Here is a 15087-nt window from a genome sequence, read left to right as displayed (position 1 = left end):
CCTGCTGAAACTGTAAAGGTCGGACTGCTCTGGAATGAACCTGTAGCTCCTCCTATGCCATAAGTCAAACTTCCTGTCCCGCCTGTACCAGTAGCCGTAATCGTAAAACTACTGCCCGATCCTGTACACTGGTTGTCTACAACTGCCGTAACTGATGGAAGATTGTCACTAATAATTGTAACGGTTCTTTTTGCAATACATCCATTAGCATCTTTAACATAAACATCCCAAACTAAGTTTGCACCAGAATTAGTATCCACTGTTAAGATGTTATTATTTCCATAAGTAGATGTAGGAACTGTCGATGGATTTACAGAGTACGCATATACGTAATTTGGTGTTCCACCTGTTGCGGTTATTGTAATTTGTGAATTATCGTTATTACAGTTAACATTATTTGCTATTGCATTTGTTATAGAAACTGCTGCTGCAGGTTGTGCTAAATTTACACTATAAATTGCTGTACATTTTGTTCCCCTGTCTGTTGCCGTAATTGTATAAATACCTGCAATAATATTGTTTAAATTAATTGTTCCGGTTGTCTGATTTGTATTAGAATCTACAGTTGTGTTTGATGAATTTCTAACAATATAATCATAACCACTTGTACTTACACCGGAAACAGTAAACTGAATGTTACCGGTACTACCAAAACATTTAATAGTACTGGTTACAGAACCTCCCGCAACAATAGCCGGAATTCCACTAATTGTATAATCTTTTGTAAATTTACAATCAGTCTGAGTATCTGTAGCCTGGAAAACATAGCTTCCTGCAGCTAAACCTTGGAAAATTCCCGTAGTATTTACTGCAGTACTAAATCCTGTTGGCCCGGAAACAATTTGATAACTAAACGTATTTCCTGTACCCGCTTTAACTGCCGTAATAGTAACTTGTCCGCCAACTGGTGTTGTAGAACAGTCATAACCGTTATCAACAATAGTAATATCTGTGATTGGTACTAAAGCTCCTATCGTTACAGATAAAGGCCCAATCTGACAACCGCTATTATCTTTTACATACGCTGTAACTGTACCTGCTACAGAAGTATAATACGTATTTGTGCTTGTAAAGTTTGCTGTTCCATTAAAACTGTATTGATATGGTCCTGTTCCTCCGGAACCTGTAACTGTAACAAGAGCAGGAACCGTTCCTGATGTACTACATTTTAACTCAGTAGCACTAATCGTAGCAGTAACTACTCCTGGATTTATAATAGTAACATTCCTTACAGCAGATTCACATCCCTTACTGTCAATTACCTTAATATTATAAGTACCCGCAGCCAAACCTGTAAACTGATTAGTTGACTGATTAGTATAAGTAGCCGCAGTACTTAACTTAATCGCATAAGTATAAACTGTTGTTGCTCCATTTGAAGCGGTAACAGTTATTGTTCCGTTATTTGCATTATTACATTCAATATCAGTTTTAACTGTTGTGAATGCAGGTGTTGTTTTTGGAGTTACAACTATTGTATTACTTGTTGCTGTACAACCTTTACTGTCTGTAACCGTAAATACATAATTTCCTGCTACAGTAGCTGTATATGGGAAAGAAGCAACATTAGTTGGTGTCCCTCCGTTACGGGATACAGTATAAGTATAAGGTGCACCATAACCACCCGATACAGCTGTAGTAATAGAACCATCAACCAAACATGTTAAATCCTGAGATAATGTCGCATTCAGTTGCAATTGAGGTTCAATTATAATGTTTGAAATTGTTGCCGTACAATTATTGCTGTCTGTTACTACAATAGTATGCGTTCCAGGGGCAACATTATTAAATGTATTAGTAGTAACCGGAGTATTGCTGTCTAATTTATAAGTATAAGGACCAACTCCTCCACTTGCGGTAACAACAAAAGTCGCAGGATTTGATGGTGTATAACACCAGTCTGTTGAAGCAGCCAGCATTGCAGTTGGTGCAGTTGGATTTGTAATTGTTATCGGAGCAGATGCAGGCGACAAACAACCATTCGCATCTCTAACCTGAACAGTATAAGTACCTGCTGCTAAATCACTAAATGTTTTATTATTGTTGAATGCTGTTACAATTCCGGAAGAATTACTCAGTTGGTACTCATAACTTCCTGTACCTCCTGTAACTGTAGTAACTGTAATAGTTCCTCCTGTTGTACAGGTTGGCACGGTTTGATCTACCTGAACAATAAGAATTACCTGTGGGCTATTAATTACTGAATCAAATGAAAAACTACATGTTCCTGCCGTATCATTTTTTACAATGACTTTATATGTTCCGGCTGCTAAGCCAGAAACAACAACCGGTGATGTGGTAGAAGTATTCCAGGTTGAACCATTATTTATAGAATAAAAGAAACCAGTTGTGGTATTAAAATTAGATGCAGAAATAGTAATGCTACCGTTATTTTGACCGCTGCATCTTGCATTTTGTGTACTTGGTGCAGGAGCTGCAAATGCTCCATTTGTATTCACCACTACAGGCACTTCAATTTCATTACCACACGCTTTTGGTACCTGATAAACTAAAATATCATCTATTGCCAGGTCGTTACCTGTAACAACCTGACTGTTTGATATAATTTGAAAATCTAAAGATGTATTATCACCTGGATTTAAGTTCAAAAGAGTGCCTGCTAAATCGGTACTTGAATGCCATTGCTCATCTCTCGGAATACTTGGCATAGCCTGAGATGCAATCACAGTTCCATTTTTGACTAATTGTACCCTTAGCTGAGGAGATGGTAAATTATTTGTAATTTTCAATAAATTAGTCATAAACAATGACACATTTATTGGCTGATTAGGAATTACATCATTAATTGGCTTGCTATACAAAACCGCTCCAATTGGAATAGTAGCCCCAATATTTACCGCCAAAAACCTTCCACCAGTAACAAGAGGAGTATTATTTAATACCGCAGTATGATCTTTTGGTAACCACCAGTTAAAATCAGGACCATGATCAGGTAGTAACGCACTCGTCACTACGTAATCCCCATCATTCATTAACCATGGATGCCAATCATTGAGACTACAAGTTGCAAAAGCCATAGTATTACCATCCTGTTTTTCCCAGCAATAAGCAGAATTAATACCCGGTGATTGAGTATCAGCACCTCTTCCAAAATCTTCCTGTAATAAATTACTATAAGTAGAAACTGTTTGCACGTTATATTTTACAATTACTGTATGTGTACCTGCAGGAACATTTTCAAATACATTACTTGTAATTGGAGTATTAGGAACCGGATCAGCAGACCCTGTTTTGATATAATACTCATAAGTATAGGTCGCACCATTTGTCGTAGGTGTATTTACTACAACGGTAGCAGTAGCAGAACCATCACAATTGTATATAGGTGTAATATTATTATCAACAGAAGGGTCCTCTGGTTTAGGATCTAAAATAACATTATAAGGAATTTTATAAAAACATCCTAAATTGTCTCTTACACGCAAATCATAGGGTACGGTTGAAGAAACAACATACTTTTGTGGAGAAGTTTGCCAGGTAGCACCTCCATCAAAACTATATTGATAAGGTGCTGTTCCACCCTCAACATTTGTAAATCTTAGTAAACCTGTAGGCTGTCCCCCTTGTAAAGGTCCACAACCTGCTAATTCAGCAACACCTGCAGAAGCAGTTACTGACGAAGTTGGTCCTGTAATTATTACCTCCTGAGAAGGATCTGAACACTCTTGTGTTTCTGTATAAGGATAGTAGGAAACAGGGTAAGTTACACTATATCTGACTTTTACGTTATAAGTACCCGGATTTAAATTTGAAAAAACCGGACTAGTTTGATAGGTTCCTCCATTATTAATACTATAACCCATAGTATAACCAGCTGTTGAACCAGTAACATTAATTCTTATCTCTGCCGGATCATCATAACAGTTGCTGTTGGTATGAGAAACTGTATAAGTTGGTTTAGGATTTGCAGGTACATTAATTGTAACTGTTTTTTCACAGTTACCCTCAACTACCCTAATGGTGTAAAGGCCAGCTGTTGGAGCATCAATTTCTTTTGAATTCTGAAAAGTAGTCGAGCCATTTACAAAATAGGAGTACGTTTTCCAACTTGGATCTGTTGTTATCAGAATTTTTCCTGGTCCGCAATCAGTCAAAGGTTTTATAATGGATGGTATTGCTTTTATTTCACTGGCAGGAGTGTTTATACCAACGTAATGATTAGTATAGGTACATCCATCCTCTGTTCTTACTGTGAAAGAATAACCTCCTGAATCTAAATTATTAAAAAGGTGGTCTGCATTACTAACTGGACCTACTTTTTGAACTGATGTTCCATTTCTAAAAAGCTCATAATAATACTGTCCTCTTACACCTGATGTGTTGATTTTTATACTTCCTTTATCCCCAAAACATACTGGATGAGTTACAATTGTTTCGACATCTAATCTTCTGTTAATAATAGTAACAGGAACTTCAAATATACATGGGTTGGTTGTAACACCTGTTTGTTTTATATATACTGTATAATTCCCGGCAGAATTTATTGTAAAAGTATTACTGTTTGTATAGGTACCATTTCTGGATAAACTGTACTGATATCCTGCAGGTACACCATTTACTGTAATCCTGCCTGTTGTATTACAATATATGTCATTATAAGTTACAGTAGGATTTAATTCGTTTTTATAAACATTAAAATAAAACTGATTGAAACAATTATTTTGATATCTAATCGTTAAACGGTATTGTCCTTTTGTATCTGCTTTGTAATTTGGTCCGGTAGCCACTTGTGTCCAGGTACAAGATAAATTCTCGTTGGCACATTTATCATTAGTCACAGCGGCACAACTGCCTTCATTAAGTTTTTCCCAGACAATTGATGTTCCTGTTGCTGAAATACCGGTTCTAATATCTCTAAAATCAGCTGCGCCACATAAAAACAAATTAGGTAAAAATTTACCCGTATCAGGACATTGTGTAATATTTCCTGCGTATGGAGCTCTTGCGTATGGCAATACCGGATTTTCCATTAATCCGTTTGGAAGCGATACTGTAAATTTTTCTTCTATTGACAAACAAGGTGCTGGTGCAGTATTTTTTACATAATACACACCCTCTTTTACAACTGTCAATGTTTGACCAGTTCCTATTACAGGTGTCCCTGTTGGACTTGTCGACCATGAATAACTGCTGTATCCGTTGGCTGCTCTTATTTGGATACTTGTTCCACATAAAGTTTCAGTTTTTTCAAACTTACAATCATCGACATCTACTAAGAAGTTAGTCGATTGTGGAATACCTATATTACAACTTGTATAAGAATCTAAACTTTTATCACCAAAAGTTCCGGTATTATAAGTTCCAGAATAATTTGATAATGCTGTATTCTGAATAATATTAGAACAAACATCACTAATCTCGCTACAAGATTCTACAACTTTAACTTTAAATCGAATAGTATACCTTGGATCATTTATTTCAACATATTCTTTAGGAATTGTAAATGTAATCGTACGGGTTGCAGCATCATAACTATAAGTCACTCTATAGGTAACACCATTAACTACAAGGTTAGGTGGTAAAGAAGCAATATCAGCAGGATAATTGAATTTTGTATTAATTGGTAAAATATCCGTAATCGTAAAATTGGTAGCATTATCATTACCCTGATTTTGAAACCCGATTAAATAATTTAACTCCTTACCTAAAGTTACATCCTTATTACCCATGTTGGTTGGAGGAGTTGTAGAATAATCAAAAACCTCTTTGGTTAATGTTATCTTAGGTTCAATTATATCTACTGCAAAGGTCGTTACAAAAGCACCAAAGCCATCCCCATTTGTTGTTAATCTTAAAGTTGCTGCATTTTCCTCATTTGGAATAACACTATTTGATGGATTAGGAACAATAACATTGTCAATATCAAATCCCATAGTATTAGTACTATTAGGATTTCTGTTTAATAGATGCGCACCATTGTTTGAAATTGTCGCATTAAAGAAATTTGTATCTGGGTTTACCGCATCACTAATCCTCGTAAAAGGAGTTGCAGCCGGTAATGAACTTGACTTAATCTGAAAACTATCTCCTGTTAACTGGTTATCTCCTTCAAGTGCTCCAACCCCTATTTTAGCATTAACTGGAAAGCCAAGAGGTAATGTTTGAAAACCATTAACAGGAAAATCAATAGATGGGAGGTATCCCGTACCTGAATCAGGATTAACACCAGCATAACCATCAAAAACAGATATAAACTTGCTTGATAATGTAGGACTTTCATAAACCACTACTAAAGTCCAGCCTCCTGCTCCCCCTCCATTTCTTTTACCTCTGGAAGCTCTTACATTTGCAACAGTATATGTACCGTCAGCATTCGCTAAGCCCTGGAGTAGTGTTGTCACATTTTTAAAACATACATATGGTGAGTCTTTAAATGAATTTTGAACATTTGTATAGTTATATCCATCAAAGATAACTTCATCTGCAGTAATATTCTGATATCCACCAACAGGTAATTTAAACTTGATATTTTTCCAGTCTTCAACTCGTTTGGAACCATCATATTTAGTTCCGGTATTAGTACTTCTTTCATATGGGTAGATTGCTGACCAGTATAATCCGGCAAAAACAATTTTTTTACAAGAATTGTTTATCATTAAATCTGCTGAAGTAGAGCTAAAAGTGCTACCGTCATTATCTATATCTGAATATTCAATAAAATAATCATTATTGTTTCCGTTTCCGTTAAAAGGAACATTAGCTTCACTAGTAAGGGTACCTAAATTTGTAACTGTACCAGTATAGGTTACTCCGTTTTGAGGAGCTGAAGGAGAAAATACTGGTGCAGTACTGACCCTGTTTACAACAGTATTCCCAATTAGAACAACATCTCCTTTTACCTTTATGTTTCCACCAGAAAGTCTTGGAGCAAAGGCTTTACCTAATTGTGCATTAGCAGTTATAAAACTTAAAAACAAAAACAAAGTAATTATAAAAGAATGATGATATTGCTTTAAAATCAGAATATTTACATCTTTTTCGTTTTTAAAAGTAGTAGGGTTTTTCATGGTATTTACTTTTTTTGGGGCTTACATTTTATAATCTAAGGGGCATTAGAAAATAAAGTCTGGGCGCTTTAAAAATATTTATTTTTGTTAGTCCTCTTAATTTTTAAGAAGGACAGCATTCTTTTAATTCTTGATTCTATTATTAATTTTCAACCTTCACAATAACCATTTTGCTATTATAAGGTTTGCTTCCTTTTGCTTCTAATGCCTTAGTTGCTCCGGATAAATCTTCATGCTTTTCATAATAAATATAATATTTACTTGTCGTCACGCTGTAAAAGAAATTAACATCTGAACGTCCTGCAGCAACAGCTTTGGTTAAAAATTCGTCTCGTTTTTCAACACTGTTATGAACTGCAATAATTAGATAATAACCACTCTCAGAATTTTTAATATTCTTAATAATCTGCATATTAGACTGATCTTCACCAAAATCAAAATCGCTTTCTGTCAATGGTGTACTGCTTACTTTTGTTGTTTCTTTAATGCGTTTAAGAGCAGCAAGATCCTGTGCATATCTTCCTTCATCATTTTCATAAGCCGCACGTTTAATTCTACGTTTTTTCTCAATTTCTGTTTCTGTTTTAATACGCTCTAAATTTGCAATTAAAGCTATATTATCTTGCTCTGCCTTTAATTGCGCGGCTTTCAATTCATTTATTTTTTCTAAATAAGCCCTGTTTAAAGCATCATTTTTATTTGGAAATTTTTTAAGTCTTTCGTTATATAAATTTGTCAAATTAGCTATCGCATCTTTTTGAGCCCTGTTTGCATCAGCTATTTGAATTTTCAGGGATTCTATCTGAGCATTCTCAGCGCTGACACTCTTAAATGGTTTTGGTTCTTTATAAATTCCTTTTTCGCTCAAATCATTTTCTTCCTTCATATCATTCAGGTCTTTTTGCTTATTTGAAACAGTAGCATTAAACTGAGCAATTAACTCTGATTGGGCTTTACCTGAATTTTCAACTATTTGAGTTAAGTTATCCAACTCTTTGGCAGTTTCATCTTTTTGAGCTGCTGCGGCTAATGCTTCTGCATCCGCTTTGGCTTTAGCTTCGGCAGCTAATTTTGCTTGAAGGGCTTCTGCATCCGCTTTCGCTTTAGCTTCTGCTGCAAGTTTTGCCTGTAGCGCTTCTGCATCCGCTTTCGCTTTAGCTTCCGCTGCTAATTTTGCCTGAAGGGCTTCTGCATCAGCTTTCGCTTTAGCTTCCGCTGCTAGTTTTGCCTGTAGCGCTTCTGCATCAGCTTTCGCTTTAGCTTCCGCTGCTAATTTTGCCTGAAGGGCTTCTGCATCCGCTTTGGCTTTGGTTTCGGCAGCTAATTTTGCCTGTAGCGCTTCTACATCAGCTTTCGCTTTAGCTTCCGCTGCTAATTTTGCCTGAAGGGCTTCTGCATCAGCTTTCGCTTTAGTTTCCGCTGCTAGTTTTGCCTGTAGCGCTTCTGCATCAGCTTTCGCTTTAGCTTCGGCTGCTAATTTTGCCTGAAGAGCTTCTGCATCCGCTTTGGCTTTGGCTTCGGCAGCTAATTTTGCCTGAAGGGCTTCTGCATCAGCTTTCGCTTTAGCTTCTGCTGCAAGTTTTGCCTGTAGTGCTTCTGCATCAGCTTTCGCTTTAGCTTCTGCTGCAAGTTTTGCCTGTAGTGCTTCTGCATCGGCTTTGGCTTTGGCTTCGGCTGCAAGTTTTGCCTGAAGAGCTTCTGCATCCGCTTTGGCTTTAGCTTCTGCTGCAAGTTTTGCCTGTAATGCTTCTGCATCGGCTTTGGCTTCTTCAGCTAATTTCAATTTTTTCGCTTCTTCTTCTGCTTTAGCTCTATTAGTAGCTTCTGCATCAGCTTTGACTTTAGCATCTGCAAGTAATTTTGCTTGTAAGGCTTCCATATCCGCTTTAGCTTTAGCTTCGGCAGCTAATTTTACCTGAAGGGCTTCTGCATCAGCTTTCGCTTTGGCTTCTGCTTCTAATTTTATTTTAAGTGCTTCAGCATCGGCTTTTGCTTTAGCTTCTGCTGCAAGTTTTGCCTGCAAAGCTTCTGCATCAGCTTTCGCTTTGGCTTCGGCTGCAATTCTGGCTTGTCTCGCTTCTGCATCAGCTTTTACTTTCGCTTCTGCTGCTAATCTTTCCTTTTCTGCTGCTAATGCTGCTGTTCTGGCTTTTGCATCTGCAGCTGCTTTAGCTTTAATCGCAGCATCTTTTGCCGCTTTTGTTTTTGCTTCTGCAGCAGCTTTTGCTTTAGCTTCTGCAGCTAATCTTGCTTGTAAAGCATCTGAATCTGCTTTTGCTTTGGCATCTGCTGCTATAATCGATTGTAAATCTGCAGCCTCAGCTTTTGCTTTTGCTTCTGCTTTACGTTTTGCTTCCTCAGCATCAGCTTTGGCTTTGGCATCAGCTAATAATTTTGCTTTTATTGCTTCAGCATCAGCCTTAGCTTTGGCATCTGCTGCTAATTTAATTTTTAATGCTTCGGCATCAGCTTTGGCTTTGGCATCTGCTGCTAATTTTGCTTTTGTTGCTTCAGCATCAGCATTTACTTTTGCATCTGCCGCTAATTTAATTTTTAATGCTTCGGCATCAGCTTTTGCTTTGGCATCTGCAGCTAATTTTGCTCTTGCAGCCTCGGCATCTGCCTTAACTTTTTCAGCTGCTGCTAATCTTGCCTGTAATGCTTCAGCATCGGCTTTGGCTTTTGCATCTGCAGCTAATTTTGCTTTTGTTGCTCCATCAACTCTTGTAATAGGAGCTGTTGATTTTTTAGCTATTACTGGTTTTGGTTTAGAAGTATCTATCAGAGAGCCTTCTTCATCGTCTCCATAATAATAATTGGTGTTTTTAAATTTATAAGCAATTACAAATTCATGAGAGGAGCCAAGATTAGTAAAATTACCGAAACCTCTTTCATAATTATATTCTATAGCAATGTTAGGTGTTATGTTAAGTCCCAAACCTGCTGAAACTCCATATAACGTATTATAACCCGCCTGTGCCCAGATTCCTTGTGGAATAGTAAGCATAGCGAGTCCTGAAATTATGGTATTGTCCTTTTTAATTTCTGTTTTTACAATACCGGAAAATTTACTTTGGTCAAAAAAGCCGTAGCTGTCGATATAGCCAGTATACATCGCATGCAATTGTATAGCCTTTTCAGGATCGTCTTTTATAATTCCCGAACCAAAATTATAGAGAAATAAATTGTTCATTGACAATCCAAAATCAAGAAAAGCTGTTCCGTAATTAATTCCGGGATTTACAGTTAATAAGGTATTTGATGGATAATCTCCCTCTATTGGATCATCAGAAATTATTTTTCCTTTGTCTAAACCACTTTGATAAGCTCCCACATTTAATCCAAAAGTTAAATTGCTGTCCTCCTGTAAAACAATATTGTGCGCAAAATTAAAAACTCCGCCAAAAACAGTCATTAAACCATAGTTTTGCTGGAATAAACCTATCGCATACCCATCATTTTCTTTCAAACGTCCTGAATAATTGAAAAGATAAGTGTTTGGAGCATCATCAAATTGTATGTATTGTCTTTTATTATAAAAACTTATCATTGGGTTTTGCTCACGTACAAAACTGAATGTAGGGTTAATTAAGTATCTATTAAATTTTAGTGAATTTCGAATAGGTAATGAAAACGAAACAACTCCATTCTCATTAGTATCCTGAGAATAGAGTAATTGGGATGTACCGTAAAATAAAGTTAAGAATAGTAAAAATTTCTTCATATTATTTTAGCACCGTTATTGATCCTTTTTTTTCACCTGCATCGCCTTTAATAACATAGTAATATACCGGATTTACATTTTTAATATCTAATCCTGTTTGTGGCCAATCACCCTGATAATTGACCACATCCAGAACTTTTTCACCATTTGAACTTATTATTATAACTTTTGTGTTTTCATTTCTATACTCATCTGGAATATTCCAATATGGTGAAGTGCTTAATTTAATCACGTTTGGAATTACTGTAGCAAGACTTGGTGGGCCATTAACTTTAAAAGTAAATTCTTTTGAAGAAATACACCCTCCTGACTGAGAAATTTTTACTCTGTAATTTCCTCTAAAAGAAACTAAATAAGTATCTGCTGTTGCCCCTGGAATAAGATTACCATTCAAATACCATTCGTAAGTTGGACTTGAAGCGTCATCTGTTACAGTCACACTTAATGTTTCACCTTCTTCGATAGTAGTTGTTTCAGCAACATCAATACTCGCATCAAAGCTATTACTGATTAAATTAATGCTTCCTGAAGCTGTACATCCTCCAAAATTTACATCAACTGTATAAACGCCACCTTCATTAGTCGCATAAGTACGGGTTGTTACACCACTTATTACCACACCATCTTTTTTCCAAACATAACTATTTCCTGAAGTTGCAGTTAAAACTGTATTACCTCCATTTGCACAAAAAGGATTACCCAAACTCGATGAAATAGTGGTTGTAGATCCTGATCCGGATATACTTGTAACATTTACACGGTTGGAACTGTAATTATTATCAGAACACGGACCATAATCAATTTTTGCGTAATAATTTCCTGCAGTGTTGACTGCTAAACTTGCAGCGTTTTGTCCTGGAATTAATACATCATCTTTATACCAAATGTATTTTAGGTTCGTATAGTTTACAGGTGAAGATTCTTTAACAGCTGGTGTAGGATTGTCAATAGAAAGTGTCAGGCTACCCCCACCACAAAAAGCAGCATTAGGACCCTGATTATTAATTGAAAATGAATCCGCATAATTTTTATAAAAAATAGAAAAAGTATCACTATTTACAAAATTTCTTATTCTCTGGCTATTGATACCATTACTACTTTTTATTCTTAAACTATAATTATCAGATCCCTTTAATTCCAAAGGAATTGCAAACTTAATCGTTTTTTGCGTAGCAGATATTGTTGTTTCTTCTATTACATTAAGAAAGGCAGGAGTAGCTAAGAAATTACCATTCTCGTCAGATATCTCAACACCAAAAGTTACATCAGCAGGCAAGCCACTGTATGTAAAAGTTGTGTAATACTCATTAAAGGGTTTGCCATTTACTATTTCTCCTGCGCAAATATTGACAAAATCAGATTTACTGGCTGAAATTGTAGCCTGGGCATTAGACTGGTAAACTGTAAAGAAAAATACTCCTAAAAAAAGTAATGATTTTATCAGAGAAAGAGTAGTTTTTTTCATCATATAGTACGAATTCTTGCTAAGTCTATATCTTCAAAAAACAAAATATCTATAAAGGTTTCAGAAAAATCATATTTATAATTCTCAATAATATCTTTTGCAAGTGCAGAATACGCAGCGATATTTTTTGATTGATTTTTAGAGTTGACATCTGTGTTTCCTTCATCAATTCTTACAGCTTCTACAGCAAAGCTATCCTTGGGGATGGATAGCTCCGCTATAAACTGTTTAGAAAACTCTAAATTAATTACAGGTGTAATTATTGCGTTTGTTTGGTTTGAATTTTTTAACGTAACAGCACTATCAATAACAAAATTTGAATTTATAGTTTTTTCAATTTTGCTTTGAGAATATAAGCTTAATGTCAAAGGGGAAACCAAAAATATTGTATATATAAAATACTTTTTAATGCTTGGGGCCATATTCTTTTTTGATCTTTATTTGGGTCCTGCTTTAAGACGTATACATAAATTGTCTGGGGACTTTATTAATAAAATTTACGCTTTGAAATAAAAATCTAAATCTATTTATCTATTACCGCTGGAAGCAGTAATTTTTCCTAATTGAAGTCTGAAATCTGGTTTTTTTGGATTAAAAATATCTATAAAAGTTTCTTTGTTGTCGCTTTGAGAATACACATTAAAGAACACGCTATTGCCATACCAGCTCTCTAAATCTTCATTGTTAGAATTAAATTCTGTAAATATATTTCCTTTACACAGGTTGAAATACATTTCTTCAAATTTAATTTTCTTAAGATTGTCGTTATTAATTTCTATTTTACTGTCTAACAAAACAGCAGGATTAAAACCTGAAATTACACTACGTTTCATTTCAAGAGAGGCGTTTTCAGCAATATAGATAGCTTCTTTAACTAAACCGGACTGAATGTCTGCATTAATATTTTCACTGTCATTAAGCATCGTTATATTTGATGCTACAACTAAAGTTTGTTTTTTAGTAAAATCTGTTTCACTTTTCTTTTCATATGAAGCAACTTCTAAACAACGCGATCCGTCTTTGTTACTTGATAAATAAGAAGATCTTACTGCAAGAGAATTGTGCAAACGGCATTGCACGCCCTGAGTAAATTTATAATCATCATTGATAGATTTATAAGAAACCAATTTAGTAGCATTTAGGTCTCCTCCAAAAAATCCAAATGAATCTCCTGCAGAATAACTAACCATTATGTTTTCTAAAATTGTTTTGTTTCCAACACCTGCAAGAGTTAAACCGTTGAAACTACCGGCACCTTTTACTTTTTTACCAGCAAATTCGATTCTCACAAATCTTAAAATTCCTGAACTTGAAGCAGCATTATCACCACCGTAGGTAGTGCGTGTAGGGTCAAGATCTAAGTTATAAGAACCAACATTTCCAAATTTATTAATTGGAGCATCACCAAGAATCACTATTCCTCCCCAGTCACCAGCTTTTTTCTGACTTCTGTTAGAAGTGAATACGATAGGATCTGTTTCTAAACCGTCTGCTACAATTGATGCACCTTTTGTGACTACCAACGTTCCTTTTGTTTCGAAATCACCAATAATTAATGTTCCGGGTTCAATCGTTAAAACTGCGTTATTAGTTACATAAACATTACCCTGTAAAACATAAACATTTCTCTTAAGCAACTTTGTATTTGTTGAAATGTTTCCAGCTAAAATTTGGTTAGCTTCACTGTATTCAACTTTGTTAGGCTTAAATTCGGTCCAGTTGTTCAACCAATTGTTGTAGCCCATAATTCCTTTTTCTTGCTGAGCACTCATACTTGCAACTGTGAAAAGAACGCAGATAATTTGAGTAAATTTTTTCATGATAAGGGGGTATTAGGGTTAATAATAAATTTGGGATGCGTTAATTATAAAAACTCATCCCGCGTTTCCAAAAAAATTAGAATACATCGAAAACGAGTTGTTTTAAGACCCTTTTTAAAATTCGCTAATGAATTTTAATTCATATACGACGAAATTCTAAAAAGGGTTTTAAAAATATTTCAAAAAATTACATTTCATTCAATTCATTGAATTCATGTAAAGATTTCAATGTTCCTTCGTAAAATAATATTGCTGCAATTAAATTCGCCTTGTCTGAGTAAGGCATCATTTTTCTTTGAAAATCTACAGTAGTATCTAAGAAAGTAGTCGTTCCTATAGCCTGATTTTCTAAAGATTTTTTGTGTTCATTATCGTCCGGGATACCTAAATCCGCCATTGTAACTCCAGGTTTGGTAACCAGGGCAATGTAAGGAAGTGTTTTTACCAGTACTTTGATACGCTCAATGTATAACTCCAATAATTCTCCTTTTTGCATACCACTTAATTCTTTTTGGTCGTGATATTTACGGATAAGAGCTGTTGTACTAATAATACTTTTTGGAGCATTTTTAGCCTGGGCAGATACAGCCCCTGTAGTCAATAAAAAAAATACACTTAAAAAAATAATTTTCCCTTTCATAGATTCTTATTAAAAGTTTGTTGTTGATGAAAACAAAAATATGTAAATTAACTTAATTTGCAACTTTAATATTTTTTTTTTTAAAAAAAAGACTTAAAAAAAACTTAAAATTATATTCAAATACCTGTAAAATAAGGACTTCCCATATGTTAAAATTAATTTCCCAATAATACAGTTTATGTAAGATTTTTATCTAAATATAGATAGAAAAACTGTTTTTTGATTCAATATATTAAACTAAAAAAAAGTTGATTTAATCCTTAATTAGGAAAAAATATTAACAAAAAAATCTTAATATCTCTTGCAAAAAACCTCAACATTAACAAAACCTGACAGAATAAAAATTAACAATCAAGTTAAAAACAAGCTATCCAATAAAAATTAAATTGAATAATTAAAGTTTAATTTAT

At 35.0% G+C, this 15087-nt stretch carries 6 protein-coding genes; all 6 read right to left on the bottom strand.

Annotated features, from left to right (window positions below; all coding sequences use genetic code 11):
• Positions 1 to 7028: hypothetical protein (locus GXM17_RS07560; RefSeq protein ID WP_163398687.1), on the bottom strand; the 7028-nt coding region annotated here is incomplete at its 3' end.
• A 142-nt stretch (positions 7029 to 7170) separates the two neighbouring features.
• Positions 7171 to 10752 carry a PorP/SprF family type IX secretion system membrane protein gene (locus GXM17_RS07555; protein ID WP_163398686.1) on the bottom strand — a complete coding sequence of 1194 codons (3582 nt, stop codon included), beginning with the start codon at positions 10750 to 10752 and terminating at the stop codon, positions 7171 to 7173.
• 1 nt (position 10753) lies between these two features.
• Positions 10754 to 12220, bottom strand: coding sequence for a gliding motility protein SprC (gene sprC, locus GXM17_RS07550; protein WP_163398685.1), 1467 nt, complete (start codon positions 12218 to 12220; stop codon positions 10754 to 10756).
• A complete protein-coding gene (locus GXM17_RS07545; protein WP_163398684.1) occupies positions 12217 to 12639 on the bottom strand; it encodes a hypothetical protein in 423 nt (140 codons plus the stop codon). Before GXM17_RS07545 ends, sprC begins: the two co-directional genes overlap by 4 nt.
• A gap of 105 nt (positions 12640 to 12744) precedes the next feature.
• On the bottom strand, positions 12745 to 14037 hold the full coding sequence (locus GXM17_RS07540; protein ID WP_163398683.1) for a hypothetical protein: 1293 nt from the start codon (positions 14035 to 14037) through the stop codon (positions 12745 to 12747).
• A 187-nt stretch (positions 14038 to 14224) separates the two neighbouring features.
• Complete coding sequence (locus GXM17_RS07535; protein ID WP_163396221.1) at positions 14225 to 14677, bottom strand: hypothetical protein; 453 nt, start codon at positions 14675 to 14677, stop codon at positions 14225 to 14227.
• Positions 14678 to 15087: the final 410 nt, after the last annotated feature.

The sequence above is a fragment of the Flavobacterium fluviatile genome (assembly GCF_010645065.1).
Taxonomy (GTDB): Bacteria; Bacteroidota; Bacteroidia; order Flavobacteriales; family Flavobacteriaceae; genus Flavobacterium; species Flavobacterium fluviatile.
This window is presented reverse-complemented; position numbering and strand designations above follow the sequence as displayed.

Coding starts and splice junctions, on each gene's coding strand:
- GXM17_RS07535 (WP_163396221.1), bottom strand. CDS start 14,677: ATGAAAGGGAAAATTATTTTTTTAAGTGTATTTTTTTTATTGACTACA.
- GXM17_RS07540 (WP_163398683.1), bottom strand. CDS start 14,037: ATGAAAAAATTTACTCAAATTATCTGCGTTCTTTTCACAGTTGCAAGT.
- sprC (WP_163398685.1), bottom strand. CDS start 12,220: ATGATGAAAAAAACTACTCTTTCTCTGATAAAATCATTACTTTTTTTA.
- GXM17_RS07555 (WP_163398686.1), bottom strand. CDS start 10,752: ATGAAGAAATTTTTACTATTCTTAACTTTATTTTACGGTACATCCCAA.
- GXM17_RS07545 (WP_163398684.1), bottom strand. CDS start 12,639: ATGGCCCCAAGCATTAAAAAGTATTTTATATATACAATATTTTTGGTT.